This is a genomic window from Micromonospora sp. NPDC049107, assembly GCF_040648595.1.
Classification (GTDB): domain Bacteria; phylum Actinomycetota; class Actinomycetes; order Mycobacteriales; family Micromonosporaceae; genus Micromonospora.
The window spans coordinates 321,149-347,252 of the sequence record NZ_JBEZEC010000008.1; the positions used below are offsets into that span (position 1 = coordinate 321,149).

At 73.4% G+C, this 26,104-nt stretch carries 27 protein-coding genes; 16 read left to right on the top strand and 11 right to left on the bottom strand.

Annotated elements, in window-relative coordinates:
- The first annotated feature begins 9 nt into the window (after window positions 1–9).
- The 3 genes from leuD to AB0B55_RS21515 all read left to right on the top strand — a co-directional run bounded on the left by leuD (window position 10) and on the right by AB0B55_RS21515 (window position 3,610).
- Window positions 10–597 carry a 3-isopropylmalate dehydratase small subunit gene (gene leuD / locus AB0B55_RS21505; protein WP_357131193.1) on the top strand — a complete coding sequence of 196 codons (588 nt, stop codon included), beginning with the start codon at window positions 10–12 and terminating at the stop codon, window positions 595–597.
- A gap of 171 nt (window positions 598–768) precedes the next feature.
- Complete coding sequence (locus AB0B55_RS21510) at window positions 769–1,440, top strand: HU family DNA-binding protein (RefSeq protein WP_357131190.1); 672 nt, start codon at window positions 769–771, stop codon at window positions 1,438–1,440.
- 145 nt (window positions 1,441–1,585) lie between these two features.
- Window positions 1,586–3,610 carry an endonuclease/exonuclease/phosphatase family protein gene (locus AB0B55_RS21515; protein WP_357173245.1) on the top strand — a complete coding sequence of 675 codons (2,025 nt, stop codon included), beginning with the start codon at window positions 1,586–1,588 and terminating at the stop codon, window positions 3,608–3,610.
- Between the two features lie 136 nt (window positions 3,611–3,746).
- Here AB0B55_RS21515 and AB0B55_RS21520 read toward each other — a convergent pair whose 3' ends face one another.
- From AB0B55_RS21520 to cofC, 5 genes are read right to left on the bottom strand one after another with little or no spacing between them, the layout of a single operon-like run.
- A complete protein-coding gene (locus AB0B55_RS21520; RefSeq protein WP_357131184.1) occupies window positions 3,747–4,625 on the bottom strand; it encodes an NUDIX hydrolase in 879 nt (292 codons plus the stop codon).
- Window positions 4,613–6,133: a CYTH and CHAD domain-containing protein gene (locus tag AB0B55_RS21525; protein ID WP_357131181.1), complete on the bottom strand. Its 1,521-nt coding sequence runs from the start codon at window positions 6,131–6,133 to the stop codon at window positions 4,613–4,615. The genes AB0B55_RS21520 and AB0B55_RS21525 overlap by 13 nt, the downstream gene beginning before the upstream one ends.
- A gap of 24 nt (window positions 6,134–6,157) precedes the next feature.
- Complete coding sequence (locus tag AB0B55_RS21530) at window positions 6,158–8,503, bottom strand: RNA degradosome polyphosphate kinase (RefSeq protein WP_357131178.1); 2,346 nt, start codon at window positions 8,501–8,503, stop codon at window positions 6,158–6,160.
- A gap of 54 nt (window positions 8,504–8,557) precedes the next feature.
- Complete coding sequence (locus AB0B55_RS21535) at window positions 8,558–8,755, bottom strand: hypothetical protein (RefSeq protein ID WP_007456426.1); 198 nt, start codon at window positions 8,753–8,755, stop codon at window positions 8,558–8,560.
- A 51-nt stretch (window positions 8,756–8,806) separates the two neighbouring features.
- Window positions 8,807–9,454 carry a 2-phospho-L-lactate guanylyltransferase gene (cofC, locus tag AB0B55_RS21540; protein WP_357131174.1) on the bottom strand — a complete coding sequence of 216 codons (648 nt, stop codon included), beginning with the start codon at window positions 9,452–9,454 and terminating at the stop codon, window positions 8,807–8,809.
- 128 nt (window positions 9,455–9,582) lie between these two features.
- Here cofC and AB0B55_RS21545 point away from each other — a divergent pair, with 128 nt between their 5' ends.
- The 5 genes from AB0B55_RS21545 to AB0B55_RS21565 all read left to right on the top strand — a co-directional run bounded on the left by AB0B55_RS21545 (window position 9,583) and on the right by AB0B55_RS21565 (window position 14,475).
- Window positions 9,583–10,317: a lysophospholipid acyltransferase family protein gene (locus AB0B55_RS21545; RefSeq protein ID WP_357131171.1), complete on the top strand. Its 735-nt coding sequence runs from the start codon at window positions 9,583–9,585 to the stop codon at window positions 10,315–10,317.
- On the top strand, window positions 10,314–11,321 hold the full coding sequence (locus tag AB0B55_RS21550) for an NAD(P)H-dependent glycerol-3-phosphate dehydrogenase (protein ID WP_357131168.1): 1,008 nt from the start codon (window positions 10,314–10,316) through the stop codon (window positions 11,319–11,321). The genes AB0B55_RS21545 and AB0B55_RS21550 overlap by 4 nt, the downstream gene beginning before the upstream one ends.
- Window positions 11,322–11,328: 7 nt before the next feature.
- Window positions 11,329–12,447 (top strand): cystathionine gamma-lyase, encoded by a 1,119-nt coding sequence (locus AB0B55_RS21555; protein WP_357131165.1) that lies wholly within the window; start codon window positions 11,329–11,331, stop codon window positions 12,445–12,447.
- Window positions 12,448–13,233, top strand: a complete 786-nt coding sequence (locus AB0B55_RS21560; RefSeq protein WP_357131162.1) for a putative protein N(5)-glutamine methyltransferase — start codon at window positions 12,448–12,450, stop codon at window positions 13,231–13,233.
- A gap of 192 nt (window positions 13,234–13,425) precedes the next feature.
- Window positions 13,426–14,475, top strand: coding sequence for an ROK family protein (locus AB0B55_RS21565; RefSeq protein WP_357131159.1), 1,050 nt, complete (start codon window positions 13,426–13,428; stop codon window positions 14,473–14,475).
- 73 nt (window positions 14,476–14,548) lie between these two features.
- Here the strand turns inward: AB0B55_RS21565 and AB0B55_RS21570 are convergent, their stop codons facing one another.
- A complete protein-coding gene (locus AB0B55_RS21570; protein ID WP_357131155.1) occupies window positions 14,549–14,749 on the bottom strand; it encodes a DUF397 domain-containing protein in 201 nt (66 codons plus the stop codon).
- Between the two features lie 7 nt (window positions 14,750–14,756).
- Entirely contained in the window at window positions 14,757–15,602 is an 846-nt protein-coding gene (locus AB0B55_RS21575; protein ID WP_357131152.1) for a helix-turn-helix transcriptional regulator, read from the bottom strand.
- 274 nt (window positions 15,603–15,876) lie between these two features.
- Here AB0B55_RS21575 and AB0B55_RS21580 point away from each other — a divergent pair, with 274 nt between their 5' ends.
- Both AB0B55_RS21580 and AB0B55_RS21585 read left to right on the top strand, forming a co-directional pair.
- On the top strand, window positions 15,877–16,095 hold the full coding sequence (locus tag AB0B55_RS21580) for a hypothetical protein (protein ID WP_088946586.1): 219 nt from the start codon (window positions 15,877–15,879) through the stop codon (window positions 16,093–16,095).
- Window positions 16,096–16,266: 171 nt separating this feature from the next.
- Window positions 16,267–17,367 carry a D-alanine--D-alanine ligase family protein gene (locus AB0B55_RS21585; protein ID WP_357131149.1) on the top strand — a complete coding sequence of 367 codons (1,101 nt, stop codon included), beginning with the start codon at window positions 16,267–16,269 and terminating at the stop codon, window positions 17,365–17,367.
- Between the two features lie 52 nt (window positions 17,368–17,419).
- Here the strand turns inward: AB0B55_RS21585 and AB0B55_RS21590 are convergent, their stop codons facing one another.
- Together AB0B55_RS21590 and AB0B55_RS21595 are read right to left on the bottom strand one after the other, a co-directional pair.
- Entirely contained in the window at window positions 17,420–18,100 is a 681-nt protein-coding gene (locus AB0B55_RS21590; protein WP_357131146.1) for a DUF3515 family protein, read from the bottom strand.
- A gap of 9 nt (window positions 18,101–18,109) precedes the next feature.
- Window positions 18,110–18,343, bottom strand: coding sequence for an Lrp/AsnC ligand binding domain-containing protein (locus AB0B55_RS21595; protein WP_007456453.1), 234 nt, complete (start codon window positions 18,341–18,343; stop codon window positions 18,110–18,112).
- 153 nt (window positions 18,344–18,496) lie between these two features.
- Between AB0B55_RS21595 and AB0B55_RS21600 the strand changes: the two genes are divergently transcribed.
- On the top strand, window positions 18,497–19,429 hold the full coding sequence (locus tag AB0B55_RS21600) for a thiamine-phosphate kinase (protein WP_357131270.1): 933 nt from the start codon (window positions 18,497–18,499) through the stop codon (window positions 19,427–19,429).
- A gap of 29 nt (window positions 19,430–19,458) precedes the next feature.
- Window positions 19,459–19,920 (top strand): GNAT family N-acetyltransferase, encoded by a 462-nt coding sequence (locus AB0B55_RS21605; RefSeq protein ID WP_357173250.1) that lies wholly within the window; start codon window positions 19,459–19,461, stop codon window positions 19,918–19,920.
- A 93-nt stretch (window positions 19,921–20,013) separates the two neighbouring features.
- Here the strand turns inward: AB0B55_RS21605 and rpmB are convergent, their stop codons facing one another.
- Window positions 20,014–20,205 (bottom strand): 50S ribosomal protein L28, encoded by a 192-nt coding sequence (rpmB, locus tag AB0B55_RS21610; protein ID WP_091671657.1) that lies wholly within the window; start codon window positions 20,203–20,205, stop codon window positions 20,014–20,016.
- A gap of 303 nt (window positions 20,206–20,508) precedes the next feature.
- On the opposite strand from rpmB, the gene AB0B55_RS21615 reads away from it, so the two are divergent.
- Both AB0B55_RS21615 and recG read left to right on the top strand, forming a co-directional pair.
- Complete coding sequence (locus tag AB0B55_RS21615) at window positions 20,509–22,122, top strand: DAK2 domain-containing protein (RefSeq protein WP_357173253.1); 1,614 nt, start codon at window positions 20,509–20,511, stop codon at window positions 22,120–22,122.
- Window positions 22,119–24,317 (top strand): ATP-dependent DNA helicase RecG, encoded by a 2,199-nt coding sequence (gene recG / locus AB0B55_RS21620; protein ID WP_357173255.1) that lies wholly within the window; start codon window positions 22,119–22,121, stop codon window positions 24,315–24,317. The genes AB0B55_RS21615 and recG overlap by 4 nt, the downstream gene beginning before the upstream one ends.
- A gap of 2 nt (window positions 24,318–24,319) precedes the next feature.
- On the opposite strand, the gene AB0B55_RS21625 is transcribed toward recG, so the two are convergent.
- Window positions 24,320–24,577, bottom strand: a complete 258-nt coding sequence (locus tag AB0B55_RS21625) for a flavin reductase (protein WP_357131134.1) — start codon at window positions 24,575–24,577, stop codon at window positions 24,320–24,322.
- Window positions 24,578–24,825: 248 nt separating this feature from the next.
- Between AB0B55_RS21625 and AB0B55_RS21630 the strand changes: the two genes are divergently transcribed.
- Window positions 24,826–25,548: an XRE family transcriptional regulator gene (locus tag AB0B55_RS21630; RefSeq protein WP_357131267.1), complete on the top strand. Its 723-nt coding sequence runs from the start codon at window positions 24,826–24,828 to the stop codon at window positions 25,546–25,548.
- Window positions 25,545–26,018 (top strand): NUDIX domain-containing protein, encoded by a 474-nt coding sequence (locus tag AB0B55_RS21635; protein WP_357131132.1) that lies wholly within the window; start codon window positions 25,545–25,547, stop codon window positions 26,016–26,018. The genes AB0B55_RS21630 and AB0B55_RS21635 overlap by 4 nt, the downstream gene beginning before the upstream one ends.
- Window positions 26,019–26,104 lie beyond the last annotated feature (86 nt).

The window sequence follows — 26,104 nt, forward strand, 5'->3', positions numbered from 1 at the left end:
ACCGACGAGATGGACAAGTTCACCACCCACACCGGTACGGCCGTGCCACTGCGGCGGTCCAACGTGGACACGGATCAGATCATCCCGGCCGTGTACCTCAAGAGGGTGACCCGTACCGGCTTCGCCGACGGGCTGTTCAACGCCTGGCGGGAAGACCCGGCATTCGTGCTCAACGATGAAACCTATTCTGGGGCGTCGATCCTCGTCGCCGGACCGGAGTTCGGCACCGGATCCTCGCGTGAGCACGCGGTCTGGGCGCTGCGGGACTGGGGCTTCCGGGCGGTCGTGTCGCCGCGCTTCGGTGACATCTTCCGCGGCAACGCACTCAAGGAGGGCTTGCTGCCGGTCGAGTTGGAATTGAAAGCCGTCGAGGAGTTGTGGGATCTCGTCGAGGCCGATCCGACCACGCCGGTGACCGTCGACCTGACCGCCCGACAGCTCCGGGCCGGGGACGCGACCTGGTCGTTCCCGCTGGACGACTTCAGCCGCTGGCGGCTGATCGAGGGCCTGGACGACATTGGACTCACCCTCCGACACGCCGCCGACATCGACTCCTACGAGGCCGGCCGACCGCCGTTCCTGCCCTCCGTGGCATAGCCGTAGGCGCACCCCACATCGGATTTCGCCCTCACCGGTCCAACCGGTGGGGGCGAATCCGTTACGACACAAGGGCTTTTTTCCGCCGAATGTTTGTGTCCAGGCACTACAGGGCATACGGTGCGCGCAGAATGGCTCGCGTCGAGTCAGTTGCACAATCGGGAGGAAGTCGTGAACAAGGCCGAGCTCATCGAGGCGCTCGCCGTTCGCCTGGGGGACCGGAAAACGGCGACGGCCGCGCTCGACGCGGTCCTCACTGAGGTCCAGGCGGCGGTCACCAAGGGCGAGAAGGTGGCGATCACCGGATTCGGAGCATTCGAAAAGCGTGTCCGTGGCGCACGAACAGCGCGCAACCCGCGTACCGGCGAGGCGGTGAAGGTCAAGAAGACGTCCGTCCCGACCTTCCGTCCCGGCGCCGGGTTCAAGGAGATGGTGGCCAGCGGCAAGGTGCCGAAGGCCACGGTGGCGGCGAAGAAGACGGCGACCACCACGGCGAAGGCGGCCGGCGCCAAGGCGACGGGCACCAAGGCCACCGCCACCAAGGCCACCGCCACGAAGGCCACCGCCACGAAGGCCGCCAGCAAGAAGACGGCCCCGGCCAAGGCGAGCAAGACCACCACGGCCACGAAGGCGGCCAGCAAGAAGACCGCCCCGGCCAAGGCGAGCAAGACCACCGCGACCAAGACGGTCGCCAGCAAGAAGACCGCCCCGGCGAAGAAGAGCGCCGCGGCGACCAAGTCCGCCACGGCGAAGAAGACCACTGCGGCGGCGAGCAAGAGCACGGCGGCCAAGAAGGCTCCGGCCAAGAAGGCTCCGGCCAAGAAGGCGGCCAGCAAGCGCTGACCGACCGAGCTGCGAGGGGCGTCCACCGCGTGGTGGACGCCCCTCGTGCGTGTCGGAACCGTTGACCCGACCCGGCGGTACGCGCAGAATCGCCGTGCCGGCTCCCCCCTTTCGAGCCGGTCCGTCGACGGGAAGTGGGGCGCCGGTGCGCTACCGCCAGCTCACCACCTCATCGCTCGCGCTGGGCGTCATCCTGCTCATCGACGTGCTGCGCGTCTGGTTACCCGGCATCATCACCATCTTCGGGCAGGCCGCTTCCACTCCGGCCGAGCTGATGGGCGCGTTCGCGCTCGGCTGGTTCGTCCTGGCGTTGGCCGCGCCGGCACTGGTCCGTCGGCTCGGTACCCGCCCGGTGACCGTCGCCGCGGCCGTCGTGCTGGCCGTGGCCCGGCTCGCGCTCACCGCGACCCCTGGTGGCCGCCCGCAGCTCTGGTTGGCCACCGTGGGCCTGATGGCCGGGCTGGTGTGGCTGGTCGGCGTCGCCGCCGGCACCGACCGCCCGGTGCCGGGGCTGGCGCTCGGGCTGGCGGTCAACGCCGTTGGTCACGCGCTGCTGGACACCTACGACCTCGTCTGGCGCGGCGGCTGGGCGGCCTGGCTGCTCAGCGTCGTCGCGGTGGCGCTGTTCCTGCTCGACGCCGCCCTGCCCGCCGCGCCGCCCGGCCCCGGCGGGGCCCGAGCGTGGCTGCTGTTCGGGCCGACGCTGCTGCTGTCCGGCATGGTGGCCCTCGCGCCGGCCCTGGCACAGGCCGGGATGTCGTACCTGCAAGCGGATGGGGCCGTCGCCCGTTCGCCGCTGTTCGGCCTGGCGCCGGTGCCGGTCGCGGTCGCCGGTTTCCTGCTGGCCGCGCTGGCCGGCTCGACCCGGCCGTGGACCCGCCCGCTGGGTCCGGTGGCCCTGCTGGCGGGCGCGGTGCTGTTCGCTCTCGACCGTGGCGATCTGCTGGTCGCGGCCATGCTGCTCAGCGCCGTCGGCCTCGGCGCCTGCCTGGCCCTCACCGACAGCGCGGGCCGGATCGACAGCGCGGGCCGGATCGACAGCGCGGGCCGGATCGACAGCGCGGGCCGGACCGACAGCGCGGGCCGGAACGACAACGCGGGCCGGGCCGACAGCGCGGGCCGGGCCGACAACGCCGGCCCCGACCGGGTACGGGCGGACGAGGCGGGCGATGGACCGCGGGCGGCGGCCCGCCGGGGGTACGCGCTGGCCGCCGGCATGCTCGTCTTCGTGGTCGGTTCGATCGGCTACTACTCCGCCTACGACCTCGGCTACCCCAACGCCGCCGTGCCGGTGGTGGTGGCCGCGGTGGTCGCCGTGGTGGCGGTGACGGCCCGTCCCCTCCGCCGCCGGCTCCCCGGACCGTTGTCGCCCCTGCCGACCACGGCCGTGGTGACCGTGCTGGCCCTGCTCGCGCCGCTGGTCAACGAGGAGCTTCCGGTTGCCAGCAACCGGGAGGGCCCGCCGGAGCGGTTGCGGGTGGTGGCGTACAACATCCGGATGGGCTTCGGCCTGGACGGCCGGTTCGACCTGGCCGGACTGGCCACCGCGATCAACCGGCAGCGACCGGACGTCGTGCTGCTCAGCGAGGTGGACCGGGGCTGGCTGCTCAACGGCGGCCACGACACGCTGGACCTGCTGTCCGATCGGCTCGGCATGCCGTACGTCTTCGGGCCGGCCGCCGACCCGGTGTGGGGTGACGCGGTGCTCAGCCGCTGGCCGGTCACCGCGCCGGAGTCCCTGCCGTTGTCGGCCGTCGGGGCGCCGACCGGCGCGCAGGCGCTCGCCGTGACCCTCGACCTCGGCGACGAGGTGCGTACCGCCGTGGTGAGCACCCACCTCCAGCCGCCGCCCGGCCGGGGACCGGTGGTCCAGGCCCGTGCGGTCGCCGACTTCGCCATCCGGTACGCGGCGGGCCGCCCGCTCGTCGTGGCCGGCGACCTGAACACCGAGCCGGGTGACGAGGCGTTCGGCCAGTTCACGGGGGCGGGTCTGGTGGACGCGTTGGCGGCCGCCCGGCCGCTGGCGACCAGCCCCGCCGACGACCCCCGGCAGCAGATCGACCATGTCTTCGTCTCACCCGGTTTGACGGCGGCGGACCCGGTCGCGCCGCGTGGCGAGGCCAGCGACCACCTGCCGGTGGCGGTGACCGTCACGCTGCCGCCGCGCTGAGCCGGTGCGCCGGGCCGACGATGCCGTCCTGACCCGGTGCGCCGTGCCGGCGAGGCCGCGCTGACCCGGTGCGTCGGGCCGACGATGCCGCGGTGTCCGGTGCGTCGACGAATCGGTACGGATCAGCGCCCAGGCGTCAGAGGCGATCGGTGGCGAGCAGTCGATCGCCGACGAAGGCGAGCAGCCAACCGCCGCCCTTCGGGGTGGTGAAGTCCTCCTCGGCGCGGCCGGTCAGCCGCTCCAACGCGCCGGGTAGCACCTTGCCCTGGCTGCACACCGTCACCTGCCCGCCGGCGCAGGCCAACTCCAGCACCCGCGCGGCGGTCGCCAGCACCCGCTCGTCCTGCTGCTGGCCGGGATGCGGCTCGTCCAGGTCGCCGCAGACCTCGATGGGCAGGTCGAGCAGCGCGGCGGCCGGGTCCAGGGTCTGCACGCAGCGGCGTGCCGACGCCGACAGCAGCCGGGCCGGCCGGACCACGGCGATCAGCGGCGCCAGCGCGTACGCCTGGGCCCACCCCTCGTCGTCGAGCGGCCGGGCGGTGTCCGGGCCGGTCCACGTGGCCCGCTTGCCCGCGTGCCCGTGCCGGACCAGCGCGATCGTCGCGGTCACCGACGGCAGCTCCGCGAACGCGGCCAGCACTTCGGCGTCGTGCGGGTAGCTGACCAGCCGGATCGCGTCGTCGACGGTCAACCACCGGATGTCGTCGACCTCGGTGCCCGGCTGGAAACCCCCCTCGGCGACGGCGAGCATCGACCAGTAGTCGACCAGTTTGGCCTGTCCTTCGCTGCGGTAGCGCACCGACGGCAGCCGCACCTGCGGTACGCCCCGCACGTCGGCCTCCTCGGCCACCTCGCGGACCGCCGCGACGAGCGGGTGTTCGCCCGGTTCCAGCTTGCCCTTGGGCAGCGTCCAGTCCCCGTAGCGCGGGCGGTGCACCACGCAGACCCGTACGCCGTCGTCGGTCGGTCGCCAGCAGACCCCGCCGGCGGCCCGGATGCCCGTCACGGCAGCCATCTGGTCCGCCGTCGCCGGGTCGCCCGGTGCCACGCGTCGGGGAACCGGGCCCGCATCCGACGGACCGTGTCGCGTTCCCGCTCGGCCAGCCGCCCGGCGGTGACCGCGATCTCGTGGTCGCCGGGACGCTGGGCGGCGAGGGCGAGCCAGGTCTCGGCGGCCACCGCGGCGTCCTGGTGCTCACCGAGCACGTCCTGGACGCGAGCCAGCGCGCGGGCCAGCCGCCGTGCGTCCCGGCCGACCGCCGGGAGGACGGCGGTGACCGCGTACCGGGCCTGTTTGCCCTGCTTGCGGACGGCGTGCCAGCGGTCGTCGGGCGCGAGCGGGTCGAGCCCGTCGACGCCGTCCGGGCCGGTGAGCTGCCGCCATGGTCGGGCCACCAGCTTCGGTAGCGTCCGGGCCGCCGGGGTGGCCGCCCGCCGGGTGAGCCGGGGCGCGCGGGCGGCCAGCACGAGGGCGTCCAACAGGGCCAGGTAGCGCGGGGAGCGCAGCGCCTCGTCGATGGCGGCGAGCGCCTGCCGCTGCCGTTGCGCGAGCGCGTCGTCGAGCCGGTCGACCGCGTCCGCGTCGAGTGGGCTGAGCGGGTCGGCGGTCGAGGTGCGCCGCAGCCGCTCGCGCAGCACCTCGGCGTCGCGCGCCCCGCCGAGCACCCCGGCCAGCCAGCGCAGTTCGTCGCGCAGTGGACGGGCCCAGCTCCGACGTACGAGTGGACGGAAGGTCCGCAGGTCGCTGCGCAGCCGTCGGCAGGCCACCCGCATCTGGTGGACGGCGCTGTCGCCGTCGCCGGTGGAGTGGTGCAGCCGGACGAGGGGATCGTGCGCCAGCAGCCGGCGTACCTCCTTGCGGACCGCCTCGGTGACCACCTCCCCGGCGCTCGGGTCGTCGGCCAGCTCGCCGGGTGCGACCAGGTCCGGTTCGGCCTGTGCCACGGCCCCCAGCGCCCGTACGTGCTTCGGGGTGAACGAGCCGGCTCGCGCCCCGGCGTCGCGCAGCACCGCCCCGATGCGGCCCAGCAGCTTGCGGTCGCCGGCCTTGCGCTCGACCTCCACCTCGCGGAACTCACCCGTGGTGGCGCCGGCGTCGTCGAGGACGCGCACCCGGTCGTCCACCACCTCGGCGAGCACCGTGCCGTCCTCGGCGCGCACCTCGTGGGCGTGCCGGACGGTACGCACCACCGTGACCGGTGCCAGGGGCGTACCCCGGTGCAGGGCGGTGACCAGCTCGACCAGCTCCGGCGGCGGCTGCCCGGCCGGCCCGGGACGGGAGATCTCGTGCCGGACGCCGGGCGTGCCGGTGGGCAGCTTCACCGTCCACGGCGGCTCGTCCCCGTCACGGTGGCGAAGGGACGCCCCGGCGCGGGCCAGCCGCAGGTCGACCGTGTCGAGGTAGCGGGCGACGAGCGTCACCGGCGGCAGCGCCCGGACCCGGCCGCCGACCGGTGCGATGGCGGACAGGTCGGGTATCACGAAGGTGTCGTCCACCTCGTACTTCTGCTCCTCCTCGACCATCAGCTCAGCCTAGGCGGTGATCGCTCAGCCGGCCGTGCCACCGACGCGGCGCAGCAACAGTTCCTGGAGATGGACGCGGGACGTCTCGTCGCCGCCGGCGCGCCGGGTCCAGGTGCCGTCGCCGGCCAGCTCGAACGCGTCGACGTCCGGGCTCATCGCGGCGGTCAGCACGTGGTCCAACTCGGCTCGGGCGATCGGGTCGCTCACCTGCACCAGCGCCTCCACCCGCCGGTCCAGGTTGCGGTGCATCAGGTCCGCCGAGCCCATCCAGAACTCGGCCTCGCCGTTGTTGCCGAAGCGGAAGATGCGGGAGTGCTCCAGGAACCGGCCCAGGATCGAGCGGACCCGGATGTTCTCCGACAGCCCCGGCACCCCCGGACGCAGCGTGCACATACCCCGGATGAGCAGGTCGACGTGGACGCCGGCCTGGGAGGCCCGGTACAGCGCGTCGGTCACGCCCTCGTCGACCAGTGAGTTGACCTTGAACTGGACCAGGCCGGGCATGCCGAGGCGGACGTGCGCGATCTCCCGCTCGATCCGTTCGATCAGTCCGCTGCGGATGCCCTGGGGGGCGACCAGCAGCCGCCGGTACGCGGTCTGCCGGCTGTAGCCGGTCAGCACGTTGAACAGGTCGGTGAGGTCCGCTCCGATCTCCGGATCGGCGGTGAGCATGCCGAAGTCCTCGTACAGCCGCGCGGTCTTCGGGTGGTAGTTGCCGGTGCCGATGTGGCAGTACCGGCGGATCTGGTTGCCCTCCTGCCGGACCACCAACGCGGTCTTGCAGTGCGTCTTGAGCCCCACCAGCCCGTACACCACGTGACAGCCGGCGCGTTCCAGGGTCCGGGCCCAGCCGATGTTGGCCACCTCGTCGAAGCGGGCCTTCACCTCGACCAGCACCACCACCTGCTTGCCGGCGGCGGCCGCGTCCACGAGCGCGTCCACGATCGGCGAGTCACCGCTGGTCCGGTAGAGCGTCTGCTTGATGGCGAGCACGTTCGGGTCGGCGGCGGCCTGCTCGATGAATCGCTGCACGCTCGTCGCGAACGAGTGGTAGGGGTGGTGCACCAGGATGTCCCCGTCGCGCAGGGTGGAGAAGACGCTGCGCGGCACCTCGCCCTCGGTGAGCCGGGGGTGCGTGGCCGGTACGAACGGCGGGTCCTTCAGGTCCGGGCGATCGGCCTCGCCGTACACCTGCCAGAGCGCGGACAGGTCCAGCAGGCCGGGCACCCGAAGTACGTCCTGGTCGTCCATGTCCAACTCGCGGACGAGCAGTTCCAGCATGTGGTCGGAGATGGACGCGGCGACCTCCAGCCGCACCGGCGGACCAAACCGGCGGCGGGCCAACTCCCGTTCCAGCGCCTGGAGCAGGTCCTCGTCGCGGTCCTCGTCGACCTCCACCTCGGCGTTACGGGTCACCCGGAACAGGTGACACTCGACCACCTGCATGCCGCTGAAGAGCTGACCCAGGTGCACCGAAATGAGGTCCTCGACCGGCAGCATCCGTACGCCCGGCTGGTCCCGGTCGACGCGTACGAACCGCGGGACGTTGTTGGGCACCTTCACCCGCGCGAACAGCTCGGAGCCGCCGTCCGGGTCGCGGACGGCCACCGCCAGGTTCAGCGACCGTCCCGAGATGTACGGGAACGGGTGCGCCGGGTCCACCGCGAGCGGGGTCAGCACCGGAAAGATGTGCTCCCGGAAGTAGGTGCGCAGCCGCTCCCGTTCGCCGTCGCCCAGATCGCCCCAGCGCAGGATGCGGATGCCCTCGTCGGCCAGCTTGGGCAGCACGTCGTCGACGAAGCAGGCCGCGTGCCGGGCGCCCAGCTCGGCGGTCCGTTCGGCGATCAGTTCGAGCTGCGTGCGCAGCGGGAGGCGGTCGCCGCCGCGTACCGGCAGGCCAGCGGAGAGCCGCCGCTTCAGACCGGCGATCCGCACCATGTAGAACTCGTCCAGGTTGCTCGCGAAGATCGCCAGGAACTTGGCCCGCTCCAGCAGGGGAGTGCGCTGGTCCTCGGCGAGGGCGAGCACCCGCGCGTTGAAGTCGAGCCAGGACAGCTCGCGGTTGAGGAAGCGGTCCTCCGGCAGCGGGGGAGGGGTCGGTGCCTGCTCGTCGTCCCCGGCGGATGGCGACCCCGGCTGGACCCCACCGGCCGCCGGGCCGTCCGTCTCGGTGGTCGTGACGGCGGGGTCGAGGACCTCGTCCAGCCCGGAGGAGGCGCCCCCCGGGTCGTCGGCGAGCGTGTCGGCGCGGGCGGCGCCGGCCCGTTCGGCCCGGGACGGGCGGAAACGGCCGTCGGTGCCGCGGATGCGGGCGCCGTTGCGGGGGTCGGTGGCGGGCGGGGTGACCGGGTGCTCGCGAGGGGTGCTCACCCGCTCATAATCACCCGATTCGAGTTAACGCAAAATGAACTTGGCCCTGCCAGCTCAGTTCATCGTCGGCAATGTCACCCGGACGACCTCGCCGTCGGGATCGGTGTCGATGCGGACCCGCTGGCCGAGCCGGAGCAGCCGCAGGCCGGAGGCGTCGAACGCCCGGGCGGGAAAGCGCAGCTCGGTGCCGTCGTCGAGCAGCAGGACGCCGCTGCGCGTCGCCGCGTCGTAGCTGGCCACCGTGCCCTGCATGCTGGCACCGTACACCGGCGGGGTCACCCCGGTGCTGCGCGGCCGGCACCCTCAGCTCGTGGCGCGCGCCGGGCGGACCGTGGCGAGCAGCGCGGCCGTGCGCGGTCCCAGACCCAGGCGGGCGGCCTCGGCCAGGTCGTCCGCGGTGTCCACGTCACGTCGCAGACTCGGCCAGTCGCCGGTCAGCGGCAGCGCTCCGCTCGCCTCGTGCGCCGCCGCCGAGTCGATCCCGAACCGCGGATCGAGGTCGACGCCCGGCGGGGCGGTGAGCAGCACGGTCCCCGTACCGGGCGCGTCCGCGACGAACCGGCGTACCCCCTCGGCCCCGCGCAGCGCCGCGAGCAACGCGGCGGCCAGGTCCTGCGGGCGCAGCGCCGGCAGGTCGGCGGTGAGTCCGGTCACCCACCGCGCCTCGGTCTGTGCCGCGCCGTGCCGGAACGCCGCGTTCAGGCCGGCGTCCGGCAGGTCGGCGAGGGTGCGCGCGCCGAGGGCCCGCGCCGCCCGCGCCACCCGGTGGTCGTCGGTCACCACCAGGGCCTCGGCGACCGCCGGGCAGGCCAGCACCGCGCGCAGGGTGTCGGCCGCCAGCGCCAGCGCCAGCTCCTCATGGGGTACGCCGGGCAGCGCGCCCCGCAGCCGGCTCTTGGCTTCGGTCAGACGCTTCACCGGCACCACGACGGCCCACCTCGGCTGACTCACGTCCGCAATCCTGCCAGCCGGACGACGGGACCCTCGCTGGCCGTACCGGGGGCGAGCAGGCATGATTTCCGCTGCGGGTGTCGCGGGTGGGGCGCGCGCGTGTGGTCGGGGCGCGACGAGGAGGCACAGTGGCACGGCGGAGGCTGGGGTTCTGGCAACGGTTCGCCGTGGGGCTGGTCAAGCCGGTGATGACCGTCTGGACCCGGCGGACCTGGCGCGGCCAGGAACACCTCGCCGGTGACGGCGGTGTGATCATCGTGCCGAACCACATCTCGCACGCCGACCCGCTGGTCTCCGCGCACTTCGTCTACGACTCCGGCCGGTGGCCGCAGTTCCTGGGCAAGGCCAGCGTGTTCCGGGTGCCGGTGGTCGGCTGGATCCTGCACCGCTGCCGGCAGATCCCGGTCGAGCGGGGCAGCGTCGAGGCGGTCCGCTCGCTGGACGCGCTGGTCGCCGCGCTCGACGAGGGCGGTGCGGTCGTGATCTACCCGGAGGGCACCACCACCCGGCAGCCGGAGCTGTGGCCGATGAAGGCCAAGACCGGTGCCGCCCGGCTGGCGCTGGCCACCGGCGCGCCCGTGGTGCCGGTGGTGATGTGGGGGCCGGAGCGGATCTTCGACCCGCGTACCAGCCGGCTCAACCCGCGCCCCCGGATCCCGGTGACCGTGGTCGCCGGCGCCCCGGTCGACCTCAGCCGCTGGGCGGACGCGCCGCCGACCCGGGAAACCCTCGAAGAGATGACGGACGCCATCATGCTGCGGCTGCGGGACATGCTCGCCGAGATCCGGGGCGGGACCCCGCCACCCCTGTGGGAACGGCCGGTCCGACGGTCCGTCGAGCGGCCTGAGGGCGAAGCGGCATGAGCGGCCACGTCGCGGTGCTCGGTGCCGGCTCCTGGGGCACCGCCTTCGCCAAGATCCTGGCCGACGCGGGCCGGGACGTGACGGTGTGGGCCCGCCGGGCCCCCGTCGCCGAGAGCATCCGTACCGAGCGTCGCAACCCCGAGTACCTGCCGGACCTGCTGCTGCCGGCCCGGGTCACCGCCACCACCGACGCCGCCGAGGCGATCACCGGCGCCGAGGTGGTGGTGCTCTCCGTGCCGTCGCAGACCCTGCGCGGCAACCTCGCCGAGTGGGCCCGGCACCTGCACCCGGACTCGACGCTCGTGTCGCTGATGAAGGGCATCGAACTCGGCACCACCAGGCGGATGAGTGAGGTCATCGTGGAGACCGCCGGGGTGGCCGCGGACCGGGTGGTGGTCGTCTCCGGCCCGAACCTGGCCCCGGAGATCGCCGCCGAGCAGCCGGCCGCGACGGTGGTGGCCGGCACGAACGCCGACCGGGCCACGCTCGTGCAGTCGTCGATCCGGACGCCGTACCTGCGCCCGTACACCAACGACGACGTGATCGGCTGCGAGCTGGGCGGCGCGGTCAAGAACGTGATCGCGCTGTCCTACGGCATCGCCACGGCGATGGGCTTCGGCGACAACACCCGGGCCATGCTGATGACCCGGGGGCTGGCCGAGACGGCCCGCCTGGGCGTGGCGCTCGGCGCGGACCCGATCACCTTCGCCGGCCTGGCGGGCATGGGCGACCTCGTCGCCTCCTGCTCGTCGCCGCTGGCCCGGAACCGCACCTTCGGCGAGCACCTGGGTCGGGGCGAGACCCTGGAACAGGCCCAGGCGGCCACGCGACAGACCGCCGAGGGCGTCAAGAGCTGCCTCGCGATCCGCGACCTGGCGCGGGCGCACGGCGTCGAGATGCCGATCACCGAGCACGTCGAACGGATCTGCCATGAGGGGATGGACCCGCGCCTCGCCGTCCAGGCGCTGATGAGCCGCACCGCCAAGCCCGAGTCGTACGAGTGAGGACCTGATGAGCGAGTGGGGAGACGGTACCCGCTGTGTCCGCGCCGGCCTGCCGGAGCCGGCACCGGGTGACCCGTTCCTGCCGGGGCCGGTGTTCGCCGCGCCGTACCACCTCGACCCGCGGCAGGGGCCGGACGCGTCGCCGAACGGCTACGGCCGCCCGGACAACCCGACCCGGCGGCTGCTGGAAGCCGCGGTGGGCGAGTTGGAGGGCGGGGACTGCCGCGTCTTCGCCAGCGGTCAGGCCGCCATCACCGGTGCGCTGTTCACCCTGCTGCGCCCGGGGGACACGGTGGTGCTGCCCTCCGACGGGTACTTCCCGGTGCGGGCGTTCGCCACCGCCGTGCTGGAGACGATCGGCGTACGGGTGCTCTTTGTGCCGACCGTCGGCCCGTACCCGTCGTTCGAGGGCGTCCGGCTGGTGTTGGTGGAGACCCCCGCCAACCCGGGCCTGGACGTGGTCGACGTGGCCGCCCTGGCGGAGCGGGCGCACGCCGCCGGCGCCCTGCTCGCGGTCGACAACACCACGGCCACCCCGCTCGGGCAGCGTCCACTGGACCTCGGCGCCGACCTGGTGGTGGCCTCCGGCACGAAGGCGCTCACCGGCCACTCCGACCTGCTGCTCGGCTACCTGGCCAGCCGGTCCGCCGAGGTGGTGGAGGCGGTGACGCTCTGGCGTACCAGCACCGGTTCGGTGCCGGGCGCGTTCGACGCCTGGCTGGCCCACCGGTCGCTGGCGACCCTCGACCTGCGGCTGGCCCGGCAGAGCGCGAACGCCGCCGCCGTCGCCGACCTGCTGGCGGCCCGTCCGGACGTGACCGGGCTGCGCTGGCCGGGGCTGCCGGCCGACCCCGCCTATGCGGTGGCCTCGACGCAGATGCGCCGGATGCCCGGGGTGCTGTCGTTCGACCTGGGCGACGCCGATCGGGTAGCCCGCTTCGTCGAGGCCGCCCGGCTGGTGGCGGCTGCCACCTCCTTCGGCGGATTGCACACCACGGCGGACCGGCGGGCCCAGTGGGGCGACGACACGGACCCCGGTTTCGTCCGGCTCTCCTGCGGCGCCGAGGACACGGCCGATCTGGTGGCCGACATCGCCGCCGCGCTGGACGCCAGCGCGGGGGCCTGAGTGAAGTCACCGCCGATCGACCGGTCGGCCCTGGTGGGTCGGCTGCGCGCCGCCGGCTGTGTGTACGCCGAGGACGAGGCCGAGCTGCTGCTCGCCGCCACCGACGATCCGGTGGCACTGGCCGAGCTGACCGACCGCCGGGTGGCCGGTGAGCCGCTGGAGTACGTGCTCGGCTGGGCGGAGTTCTGCGGCCTCCGGATCGGCGTCGACCCGGGCGTCTTCGTGCCGCGCGGCCGGACGGCCCTGCTGGTCGAGGTGGCGGTCGAGCTGACCGGTCCCGCCCCGGCCGTGGTCGACCTCTGCTGCGGCTCCGGGGCTGCCGCCGTCGCGCTGGCGCACCGGCTCGCGCCGCGCTGGCTGGCCGCCGCCGACATCGACCCGGTGGCGGTGGCCTGCGCCCGGCGCAACCTCGCCGGGCTGGCCGCCGAGGTGTACGAGGGTGACCTGTTCGCCCCGCTGCCCCAGCGCTGGCGGGGGCGACTCGATCTGGTGGTCGCCAACGCGCCGTACGTGCCGACCGACGCGGTGGCCCTGATGCCGCCGGAGGCGCGGCTGCACGAGGCCCCGGTGGCGCTCGACGGCGGGCCGGACGGGCTGGCCGTGCTGCGCCGGGTGGGCGTCGAGGCGGCTACCTGGCTGGCCCCGGGCGGTCACCTGGTGGTCGAGGCCGGCGAGACGCAGGTGGACGCGCTGTGCGCGGCCCTCCAGGCAGCCGGCCTGACCCCCGCCGTCCACCACGACGAAGACCGCGACGCGACAGCCATAACAGCCCGCCGCCCCCGCTGACCCCGCTCTCCCGCGCGCCTGCTCGCCGCGATCTTGCACTTTCGGTGGTCTAGATGTGGCTATACGTGCCCTTTGTCGCCACAGAAAGTGCAAGATCGCGGGGATCCGGGGTCGGGAGGGGGAGTGACGTGGCGGGGGAGCGGGGTTGGCACTAGCCTCGGCTCACACTCATGAGGGCGGGAGGCGGTTGCGGTGGGCAGCGCAGGGGTGCCGGTGGTCGTCGGCCTGGACAACGGCGGCACCAGCAACAACGCCACCGTGCTGACGGTGGACGGCCGCTTCCTGGTCGACGGCCTGCTGGAGATCCCCAGCGAGGTGCAGGCCGGCCCGGAGGCGGCGATCGAGGCGCTGGCGCGGGCGCTGGACGGGGCGCTGGCGCAGACCGCTGTTCCGCGCGAGCTGGTCCGGGCGGTCGGGCTCGACACCCCCGGACCCGCGAGCGCGACCGGCGTCATCTCGTCGCGCGGCTCGACCAACTTCTCGCAGCCGGCCTGGCGTGGCTTCGACGTCCGAGGCGCGTTGGAGCGTCGGCTGGGCCTGCCGGTGATCTACCACAACGACGGCAACGCGGCCGCGCTCTACGCCCACCACGTGTACTTCGGTGACGAGGCGATGACCCGGTCGTCGGTCTCGGCGATCGTCGGCACGGGCCTCGGCGGCGGGGTGGTCGAGAGCGGCCGGGTGATCGCCGGCGCAGCCGGCATGGCCGGCGAGTTGGGTCACGTGCACATCCCGCTGGGCGGCCTGCTCGGCGCGGAGCAGTCGGAGCCGACCTGCGCCTGCGGCTTCACCGGCGATGTCGAGAGCATCGCGTCGCTGACCGGCATCGAGCGCAACCTGCTGCCGTACTGGCTGGCCCGGTATCCCGACCACCCCCTCGCGGCCGAGCCGGTGGCACGGGCGGCGAAGCTCGTGCGGGGCTACGGCGAGCGGGGTGACGCGCTGGCCCGGGACCTCTTCACCCAGCAGGCGATGGCGCTGGGCCGCCTGTTCACCCTGGCGGCCAACTTCACCGACCCGCACGCGTACTTCGTCGGTGGCGGTGTGGTGGAGGCCGCGCCGGCATTCCGGGACTGGTTCCTGGCGACGGTCCGCGAGCACACCGTGCTCCGCGCGGAGCAGGCCGCCGTCGCCACCTTCGCGCTCGTGCCGGACCGCGACATGGCCGGCGCCCGTGGCGTGGCGATCGCCGCCCTGGAGGCCGTACGTGCCGCGCCGGAGCCCCGCCCGCTGGTCGCCTGACCCCCACCTGGCCGCGCCCCGCGTTCCGGGCTGTGTCCAGCCCGGTCGGCGGGGCGCGGGTCCTACTGAGTGGTCAGCGGCGCGGTGGGGCCTGGGCGAAGGTGGCCCAGGCCGCCGGGGGGAACAGCAGGGCCGGGCCGGCCGGGTCCTTGGAGTCGCGGACGGCCACCAGTCGGGGGATCGCGGCCACCTCCACGCAGGCTCCCTCGTCGCCGCTACGGCTGCTCTTGCGCCACGCCGCCGTGGCCAACGCCGCTGAGATCGTCGGTGTCATCGGTCTCCTACCGTCCCTTCAGGACTGACAGGAGCATCGCCCGGCTGTCCGCCGGACTGAGCGCCACGCTGCGCAGATGCTCCATGATCTTGGTGCAGGTACGCGTCTCGCCCGCCCGGTCGAGGATCATCTGACCGGCGACGGTCTCCACCGACGCGATGATCGGGTCCTCCGGATCGGCGAACTCCAGGATGTGCAGCGAGCCACGGGTGCCCCGGTGGTAGCCGGCGGAGAGGGGAATCACCTGGACGGTGATGTTCGGCAGCTCGGCCATCTTGACGAGGTGCCGCAGCTGGCCCTCCATCACCGACTCGTCGCCGACGGGGCGCAGCAGCGCGCCCTCGTCGATGATCGCGTCGAGGATGGGTGGGGTGTCGGCGGTGAGCCGCTGCTGGCGGTCGAGCCGGATCTTGACCCGTTGCTCGACCAGCTCGTCGCCCAGGGTGTGCGGGCCGCCGCGCATCACTCCGCGGATGTAGTCGGCGGTCTGCAGCAGGCCGGGCACCACCGACGGCTCGAAGTTGGAGATCGCGGTGGCCTCCGCCTCCAGGGCGATGAAGTCGATGGTGCGCGGGTCGAGCAGGTACGAGTACGACACCCACCAGCCCGGTTTGCGGGCGTCCTTGGCGAGTTGCACCGCGGCGGCCACCTCCTCGGACGTCACCCCGTACGAGGTGAGCAGGGCGCGCACGGTGGCCGGGCTGATCAGCGTCTGGGCGTTCTCGTAGCGCGAGAGGGTGCTGCGGGTGCTGTTGATCTCGTCTGCGGCGGACTCCAGCGTCAGCCCGGCGGCTTCCCGGAACTGGCGTAGGGCGATGCCGAGTCGGCGGGCACGGGCGGTCTTGGGGGCCATGCATCGATGGTCGCACACATTTATGGGAACGGGTACATGAGAGATGGCCGATGAGAGTTGCATTCATGGCTGTAGACGTGTCAATCTGTTATCGCGTCCTCACCGCCGGTTGTCGTGGCGACGGTGGTGGTGAGCGACCGGAGGGGATAGGGCGCGCGGCGATCGGGTTTCTCCCCCGTACCCGATCGCCGCGTGCCGCCCGTGCCCGACCGCCGGAAGGGGACGACGTGCGTACCGGTCCGAAGTCTCCGCCCCCGCGCCCCGGGGTTCGGGGATGACCCGCTTCCTGGTCGTGCTCACCGACGTGCGTCCCGTCGAGGGCATCGACCGCAACGAGCGGGTCGCCCCCGAGCGTCGCCGCCAGGTCGTGGGCGCGAGCAGCAGGGAGGCCGCCGACCGGATCGCCGGCGCCTTCATGGCGCTGGGCATGGTCCGGGCCGGCCGGCAGCGGGTCAAGGTGATCGCGGTCGGTCGCCGGCACTCCCGGGACTGATCGACCCCACCATTCCGTCACACACCGTATATGCTCTGTTGACCGAATGCCGTGTCGCGTCGTGGCTCGCCGGGTATCGCCGCGCCTGATCGCCACGCACAGTAAGGTCAACCGGGTGAGCGCCACCGGCGAGCACGACCAGCCGCAGCCGCGTACGAAGAGGTGACCGGAGTGACCACCCCAGGCAAGACCCGCGTGGCGATCGTCTTCGGCGGCCGCAGCCCGGAGCACGGCATCTCCTGCGTCAGCGCCGGCAGCGTGTTCGGCGCCCTCGACCCCGACGAGTACGAGGTGGTGCCGGTCGGCATCACCCGCGCCGGCCAGTGGGTGCTGACCAGTGGCGATCCCGCCCAACTCGCCATCGACGCCCGCCAGCTCCCGGAGATCACCGCCGAGTCGGGCGCGGACATCGTGCTACGGGCCGACCCCACCGGCAACGGGCTGATGGTGCTCGACCCGACCGAAGGGCCCCGGGCGCTGGCCGACGTGGACGTGGTCTTCCCCGTGCTGCACGGCACGTACGGCGAGGACGGCACCATCCAGGGCATGCTCGAGATGGCCGGCATCCCCTACGTGGGGGCGAACGTCTTCGCCTCCGCCGCCGCGATGGACAAGGAGTTCACCAAGAAGCTCTGCGCCATCGAGGGCATCCCGGTCGGCGCGTACGCGGTGCTGCGCAACGGGATGACGCTGAGCGAGCAGGACAAGAAGCGGCTCGGCCTGCCGGTCTTCGTGAAGCCGTCGCGCGCCGGCTCCTCGTTCGGCATCACACGGGTGACCGACTGGGCGCAGCTCGACGAGGCGGTCGCCACCGCCCGGCAGTTCGACCCCAAGGTCATTATCGAGGCCGCGATCGTCGGCCGCGAGATCGAGTGCGGTGTGCTGGAGGGCGAGGCCGGTGGCACCCCCGAGGCGTCCGTGTTGGCCGAGGTGCGTGTCGTCGCCGACCACGACTTCTACGACTTCGAGGCCAAGTACCTCGACGACTCCTGCGAGTACGACATCCCGGCCGGCCTGCCCGACAAGGTGACCCGCCAGGTGCAGGAGTACGCGGTCCGCGCGTTCACCGCGCTGGACTGCGCCGGCCTGGCTCGGGCCGACTTCTTCGTCACCCCGGACCTGGACGTCTACCTCAACGAGATCAACACGATGCCCGGGTTCACCCCGACGTCGATGTTCCCCCGGATGTGGGCGGCCTCCGGCCTGGAGTACCCCAAGCTGGTCAGCCGGCTGATCCGTACCGCCCAGCGGCGCGGCGTCGGCCTGCACTGAGCCGAGGACGTCCTCGACGCGTGGCCCGTCGTACGGGCCATGCGTCGGCGCGTCAGCCCTGGCAGCCGGCGGGGACGGCGCCGCCCGAGGGCACCGACGCCACGATGGCGCTGGAGATCGGGGCGGCCCACTGCAGCGGCTGCGGGTAGGAGCGCGGGATCCGGACCGTCACCGGCGTCTCCCGGTCGACGGTGGTGAGCACCGTCATGTCGGTCCCCTCGACGGGGTGCCAGCAGACCCGGTTGACCACCCAGACCTCGTCGGTGGCCGGAATGGTCGGCTCGGCGCCGCCGCAGGCCACGGTGAGCGCGGGGTCGCCGTAGGCGGCGTTCTGCTCGGGGCCCGCCGTGACCGGACGCTGGGTCAGGTCGCGGATGGTCTGCGGGAGCTGGGAGAGCAGCGCCCGGCAGACCGTGGCCGGGCGCTCGGCCAGCGCCGGCGCGGCCATCTCGACCGGCGCGCTGGACTGTGCCCGGGTGGTGCTCGCCGACGGGCTCGGCGCGGCGGTCGGCGTCTCCGGGGCGAGTTTGGCAAAGGCCAGCACGGCCACCAGCAGCGTGACCGGTAGTGCGATCACCGTGGCGAGCAGGGCCGCTCCCCGGACGGTCCGGTCCCGGCCGGCCGGCGCGTCGACGGCCGGATCGGCGTCCGCGTGGGTACCTTCAGCCGGCTCGGGCGCGGTGTCCGCCGGCTCCCGCTCGCCGTCGTCCCGAACCGCCGAGGGGGTCGTCATCTCGTCCACTTACAGCCGCACCACCGAACACGTGAGGGTGCGGGTGATGCCGGGCACCATCTGCACCTTGCTGACGATGAGTTTGCCGAGCTCGTCGACGGTGTTCGCCTCGGTGAGGACGACCACGTCGTACGGCCCGGTGACGGCGTCGACGCGTACCACGCCGGCGATGTCCGCGATGAGACCCGCCACGTCCCGTGCGCGGCCGACCTCGGTCTGGATGAGGATGTACGCCTGTACCACGACTCGACCTCCGTCCGTCGCCGCCCGAAGGCGGCCCGAAGGGTGAAACTACCTTACGGACCAGGTCTGATCCCTATCGGTGGTCAAGGAGCAGCGGTGAGCGAGCGCGGCGGTGCCGGGCAGAACGGGTCGAACGCCGGCAGTGCCGCCAGCGTGGCCGGGATCGGCGAGTTCGGGCTGATCGGGCGGGTCACCGCCCGCCTGGCGATGGGCCCGACGACGGTGCTCGGTCCGGGTGACGACGCGGCGGTGGTGGCCGCGCCGGACGGCCGGGTGGTCGCCTGCACGGACGTGCTCGTCGAGGGGCGGCACTTCCGGCGGGACTGGGGGTCGGCGCGCGACGTCGGTCACCGGGCCGCCGCCGCCAACCTGGCCGACGTCGCGGCGATGGGCGCCGTCCCGACCGCACTGCTGGTCGCCCTCTGCATGCCCGCCGACCTCGAGGCGAGCTGGGCGGAGGAGCTGGCCGACGGGTTGGCCGCGGAGGCCGCCACGGTCGGCGCGAGCGTGGTGGGCGGGGACATGTCGTCGAGCCCCACCCTGACCATCGCGGTGACCGCGCTGGGCGACCTCGGTGGCCGGGCGCCGGTGGTGCGCTCCGGCGCCCGTCCCGGCGACGTGCTGGCCCTGGCGGGCCGCATCGGGTACGCGGCGGCCGGGCTGACCGTGCTCAGCCGCGGCTTCCGCACTCCCCGGCTGCTGGTCGAGGCGTACCGGCGACCGAACGTCCCCTACCCGGCCGGGCCGCAGGCCGCCCAGCTCGGCGCGACCTCGATGATCGACGTCTCGGACGGGCTCCTCGCCGACCTGGGGCACGTGGCGCGGGCCAGCGGTGTGGCGATCGACGTGCGCCGCGACGCCTTCGAGGTGCCCCGGCAGATGGCGGATGCCGCGCAGGCGCTCGGTGTCGACGCGTACACCTGGATCCTGGCGGGTGGCGAGGACCACGCGCTGGCCGCGACCTTCCCTGCGACGGTGGCGTTGCCGCCGCAGTGGCGGCCCATCGGCACGGTGACGGACGGTGTCGGGGTGACGGTCGACGGCGGTGCCTACGACGGGCCCCGGGGCTGGGACCACTTCCGCTGAGGCCACGCGGCGGCCGTACCCTGGATACCGTGAGTGAGATCGAGATTCGGCTGGTGCGGTTCGACGCGCCGGTGGCGCAACAATTGATCAAGGCCGCGTTGGCTGACCTGGCCACCCGGTACGGGGGCACCGGCGACGACACCCCGGTGGCGGCGAGCGAGTTCGAGCCGCCGGACGGCGCGTTCCTCGTCGCCTACCTGGCCGGTGAGCCGGTCGGCTGCGGCGGCTGGCGCAGCCACGGCACGGACACCGCCGAGCTGAAGCGGATGTACACCGCCCCGACCGCGCGTGGACGCGGCGTGGCGCGGACGGTCCTCGCGGCCGTCGAGCGCTCGGCCCGGGAGCACGGCCGCAAGCGGATGGTCCTGGAGTGCGGGGACAAGCAGCCCGAGGCGATCGCCATGTACGCGTCCGCCGGTTATGACCGGATTCCCAACTTCGGGTTCTACCAGGACGCGGAGGGCTGCGTCTCCTTCGGCCGCACGCTCTGAGCGGCCGGCGTCAAGCCGGGTGCGGACACGACAGAGCCGGCGGGCCGCAGGGCCCGCCGGCTGAGCCGAACGAGAAGAGTCGGTGCTGCCGCGTCAGGCGCGGGTGACCTTGCCGGCCTTGATGCACGAGGTGCAGACCTGCAGCTTCTTGGTGTTGCCACCACCGGCCGGGGTGCGCACCGACTGGATGTTCGGGTTCCAGCGGCGGTTGGTCTTCTTCTTGGACCAGGGCACGTTGTGGCCGAAGCCCGGTCCCTTGCCACAGACGTCGCACACGCTAGCCACGGGATACTCCTGGGATTGAAACGTTCATGAGGTCGCCGGCAGGTGCTGCCCGGGCAACCGCGTCAGCCTACCCGATGCCCCGCCGAGGTGACCAACCGCCCTGACCCGCGGAGCAGCCGCCCCACCGCTCAGTGGCTGGTGGCCGGCCCGCCGGGTGACGGGGGTGGTTCCGGCGGCAACTGTACCTGGCGGGCGGATCCCGCTCGTGCGGGCCGGGAGGGTGGGGGCCCGTCGGGCGTCGGCGCAACCGGACACGCCGGACGAGTCCGACGTGTGTCGGCGCGCGCCAGTAGGCTTCTGCCCGTGCTGGACACCCTCGACGCCGCCACGGTCCGCCGTTGGTGCGCGAGCGGGGTGGTCGCGCTCAAGCGCCACCAGGGCGAGATCGACCAGCTCAACGTCTACCCGGTGCCCGACGGCGACACCGGCACCAATCTGGTGCTCACCCTCACCTCGGCGCAGCAGGCGCTCTCGATGGACCTGGACACCCTCCCCGACAGCGGCCCGACCGCCCACGGGCACGCGCTGCGGCTGATGGCGCAGGGCGCGCTGCTGGGCGCGCGGGGCAACTCGGGCGTCATCCTCTCGCAGATCCTGCGCGGGTTCGCCGACGCGGTCGTCGGCGTGCCGGCGGTGCGTGGGCGGGCCCTGGCCGCCGCGCTGCGGGCGGCGACCACCGCCGCGTACACCGCGGTCGGCCGTCCCGTCGAAGGCACCCTGCTCACCGTCGTCGCCGCCGCGGCCACCGGGGCCGAGCAGGCGGGCAGCGACGACCTGGCGGTGGCGGCCCGTGCCGCGGCGCGGGCGGCGGCCGAGGCCCTGGCCCGTACCCCCGAGCAACTGCCGGCCCTGGCCCGCGCGGGCGTCGTCGACGCCGGCGGGCGCGGGCTCTGTGTCCTGCTCGACGCCCTGGTCGAGGTCCTCACCGGGGAGAGCGCCACCCCGCCCGCGCCGCCGCCGCGCACCGCCCGTCCGGCGGCCACCGTCGCGCGCGAGACCGGTTCCGAGGAGTACGCCTACGAGGTGCAGTACCTGCTCGACGCACCCGCCGACGCGGTGGCCGCGCTGCGCCGCACCCTGGACGCGCTGGGCGACTCGCTGGTCGTCGTTGGTGACGGCCGCGAGCCGGACGGCACCTGGACCGTCCACGTCCACGTCAACGACGTCGGCGCGGCGGTCGAGGCGGGGATCGCCGCCGGCCGCCCGTACCGGATCTCGGTGACCCGCTTCGCCGATCAGCCGGAGCCGTCCGGCGGTCCGACCGAGGACGGCCGGGCCGCCGTGGTGGTGGCCACCGGCGTCGGGATCGCCGAGCTGTTCGCCGCCGAGGGCGCGACGGTGGTGCGCGGCAACCCGTCCATCGGTGACCTGCTGGCCGCGGTGCGCGGCACCGGGGCGACCCGGGTGGTCGTCCTGCCGAACGATCCGAACACGGGGGCGGTCGCCAGCGCGGCGGCCCGCGAGGCGCACCGGCACGGCGTCAAGGTGAGCGTGGTGCCGACCCGTTCACCGGTGCAGGCGCTCGCGGCCCTCGCGGTCCGCGACGGCACCCGCCGGTTCGAGGACGACGTGATCGCGATGGCCGAGGCGGCCGGCGCGTGCCGCTACGCCGAGGTCTGCCACGCCAGCCGCGAGGCGCTCACGGTCGCCGGCCCCTGCCGCCCCGGTGACGTGCTGGCGCTGGTCGAGGGCGAGGTGCACCTGATCGGCACCGACCTCACCGACACCTGCGCCGCCGTCGTCGACCGGATGCTCGGCGGTGGCGGGGAGCTGGTCACCCTGCTCGCCGGGGTGGACGCCCCCGCCGGGCTCACCGATGCCGTCCGCGCGCACGTCGCGCGACGCTGGCCGTTCGTCGAGGTGCAGGCGTACCCGGGCGGTCAGCCGTTCTATCCGCTCCTGGTGGGGGTCGAATGAGTGAGCCGGCCACGGTGGACACGCCGCTGAAGAAGCTCGTCGGCGACAAGACGGCGAAGGCGCTGGCCTCCCAGCTCGACCTGCACACGGCGGGCGACCTCATCTACCACTTCCCGCGCCGCTACGACGAGCGGGGCGAGCACACCGACATCCGGTCGCTGGACGTCGGCGAGCAGGTCACCGTGCTGGCCCAGGTGCAACGCACCGCCGTACGGCCGATGCGGCAACGTCGGGGCAACCTGCTCGAGGTGACCGTCGGCGACGGCTCCGGCGGTGTTCTGACGCTGACGTTCTTCGGCAACCAGGCGTGGCGCGAACGGGAGCTGCGGCCCGGCCGGTGGGGGCTGTTCGCCGGCAAGGTCACCGAGTTCCGGGGCAAACGGCAGCTCAACGGCCCGGAGTACGTCCTGCTCGGCGAGGGCGGCGAGGGTGAGGCGGCGGTCAACGACGAGATCGAGGAGTTCGCGGGCGCGCTGATCCCCGTGTACCCGGCCGCCGCTGCCGTACCGACCTGGGTCATCGCCCGCTGTGTACGGGTCGTCCTGGACACGTTCACCCCGCCGGACGACCCGCTGCCGGCCGCCGTCCGGGCCAGCCGCAACCTCGTCGACCTGGGCGCGGCGCTGCGCGAGATCCACCGACCGTCCACGAAGGAGGCCCTGCACCGGGCGCGACGGCGGCTCAAGTGGGACGAGGCGTTCGCCGTCCAGTTGACGCTGGTGCAGCGCAAGCACCGGGCCGCCGACTGGCCGGCCCGGCCCCGGCCGCCGCGCGTCGATGGGCTGCTGGACGCGTTCGACGCCCGGCTGCCGTACGAGCTGACCGCCGGCCAGCGCGAGGTGGGCGCGGAGATCGCCGAGGACCTGACCGCCGCGCACCCGATGCACCGCCTCCTGCAGGGCGAGGTGGGCTCGGGCAAGACGGTGGTGGCCCTGCGGGCCATGCTCCAGGTGGTCGACGCGGGCGGGCAGGCCGCGCTGCTGGCCCCCACCGAGGTCCTGGCCGCGCAGCACTACCGCGGCATGCTCGACCTGCTCGGGCCGCTGGGCCGGGCCGGTGAGCTGGACTCCGCCGACCACGCCACCCGGGTCGAGCTGGTCACCGGCTCGCTGGGCGCGGCGGCCCGTCGCCGGGCGCTCGGTGAGGTGGCCAGCGGCGCCGCCGGCATCGTGCTGGGCACCCACGCGCTGCTCTACGAGGGCGTCGACTTCGCCGACCTGGGTCTCGTGGTGGTCGACGAACAGCACCGCTTCGGCGTGGAGCAGCGCGACGCGCTGCGCGCCAAGGCCGACCAGCCGCCGCACACGCTGGTGATGACGGCGACGCCGATCCCGCGAACGGTGGCGATGACCGTCTACGGCGACCTGGAGGTGTCCACCCTCTCCCAGCTGCCCCGGGGCCGGTCGCCGATCGCCTCGCACGTGGTCCCGGCCGCCGAGAAGCCGGCCTTCCTCGACCGGGCCTGGCGTCGGCTGCGCGAGGAGGTGGCCGCCGGCCACCAGGCGTACGTGGTGTGCCCGCGCATCGGGGACGGCCCGGTGTCCGACGAGGAGCCGCCGCCCGAGGACGACAACGGCCGCCGGCCTCCGCTGGCGGTGACCGAGGTGGCGCCGCTGCTGGCCGAGGGGCCGCTGCACGGGCTGCGGATCGGGGTCCTGCACGGCCGGTTGCCGGCCGACGAGAAGGACGCGGTGATGCGCTCCTTCGCGGCCGGCGACCTGGACGTGCTGGTGGCGACCACGGTGATCGAGGTCGGCGTGGACGTGCCGAACGCCACCGTGATGATCGTGCTGGACGCCGACCGCTTCGGCGTCTCGCAACTGCACCAGCTCCGGGGCCGCGTCGGCCGGGGCGCGGCCGCCGGGCTCTGCCTGCTGGTCAGCGAGGCGGCCGAGGGCTCGTCGGCGCGGGAGCGGCTGGACGCGGTGGCCTCCACCAGCGACGGTTTCAAGCTCGCCGAACTGGACCTCGAACAGCGTCGCGAGGGCGACGTGCTCGGGGCCACCCAGTCCGGGCACCGCTCGCACCTGCGGCTGCTGTCCCTGCGACGCGACGCCGACCTGATCCGCGACGCCCGCGCCGAGGCCATCACCCTGATCGGGGACGACCCGGAGCTGACAGGCAATCCGGCGCTGGCCGCGTCGGTGGCCGCGCTGGTGGACGAGGACCGCGCGGAGTACCTGGAGAAGGGCTGACGTCACTGCGGCGGCTCGTCGCGCAGGGGGGCTGAGCGCGGCCAGGCGAGAAACCGCGAGTGCAACAGCCCAGACGGCGTAAGCGGCAGGTCGGCACACGCCTGTACCAGGTACGCGGACAGATACAGCAGCAGCGATATCCGCGCGCCCCTGAACTCCTCGATGAGCTGCCGTTTCCTGGTTCTGCACGGCCACGGTGCTCCGCACGCCGTGCAGGTCCACTGCGGCCGTACCGGCTGATGCGCAGACAACAGTCCCACCACCCTCCTGGATAGTTTGGAGAGGGGAAGAGGCCCTCCGGGGGAGTCGAGGACCCCTTCCCCCTGGCGCTCGCCAGCCCGGCGAATCTGCCGCAAGCGGACCGGCGAGGCCCTGCCGCTGAACTTAAGAGCCGGCCCACGGCACCCCAACGTCCCGATAGACACCATGCCGGACACTTCCACGCCCCTGATGCGTCCCGACGTGTCCACTACCGTGGGGCGGTATGAGTCACCGCCTCCGCGCGGCCATGCTCCGCGCCCACCTCGACTCGGCCGCTCTTGCCACGGCTGTCGGTGTCGATGTCAAGACCGTCACCCGGTGGCTCGCCGGCCGCGTCCCGCACCAGCGCACCCGGCTCGCCGTCGCCGACGCCCTCGGCGAGACCGAAGCAGACCTCTGGCCCCAGACCCGTCCCGACCAGGCGCCCGGCGCGGAGGCCACCGCCGAGGTCGTCGCCGCCTACGCCCACCGCGCCGACATCCCGCACCATGTCTGGGCCGCGCTGCTCACCGGCGCGACCACTCGGATCGACCTGCTCGGCTACGCCTACCCGTTTCTGCTTGAGTTGCTGCCCAACACGATGCAGCTCATCTCCGACAAGGCTGCGGACGGCGCTCAGGTCCGGCTCGCGTTCGCCGATCCCGACTGCCCGCACGTCGCCGAACGCGACGCCCTCGAACAGATCGGGGGCACACTACCTGGCCGGATCCGCAACGCCCTCAACTTCTGCGCACCCCTCCACGACGTGCCCGGTGTGGAGATCGGCCTGCACGCCGTGCATCTGTACAACTCGGTGTTCCGGTTCGACCACCAGATGATCGTCACCCCGCACCTGTACCGCGCACGCGGTTACCAACACCCCGCCCTGCACCTGCGCGAACTCTCGCCGCACGGCATCTTCGCCGCCCACGCCGACCAGTTCGAGCAGGTATGGCAGACCACCACCGCCTACCCGAGGGAAGCCCGGTGACCGGCCGGCGCGACTATTACCACGACCCGCAAGCACCGGTCGCCAACAGTCTCGTCCCCGCCGCCGCCGCCGTCGTCACCGACCAGTACGGCCGCGTGCTGCTCCAGCGGCGTAGCGACTCCGGCAACTGGTCCCTACCCGGCGGCGCAATGAACATCGGCGAAACCCTGCAACAGTGCGTCGTCCGCGAGGTACGGGAGGAGACCGGCCTGGACGTCGAGGTCACCGGTCTGCTGGGCATCTACAGCGACCCTGCGCACGTCATCGCCTACCCCGACGGCGAAGTCCGCCAGGAATTCACGGTCACCTACCGCGCCCACGTCATCGGCGGCACGATCAGCATCAGCGACGAGTCGACGGACGTCCGCTTCATCGACCCTGCCGAATTCCCTCACATCCCCATCCATGACACCGTTCGACTCCGCCTCAAGCATCACCTCGAAGGCCGTGACACTCCCTATCTCGGATAGCGTCGATTCCTTGGCGCGCTGACGACCCTCTCCTGCTTGCGGAGGGCGGGACCGCTGACTGCACCGCAGATGCTGTCAACGCACAA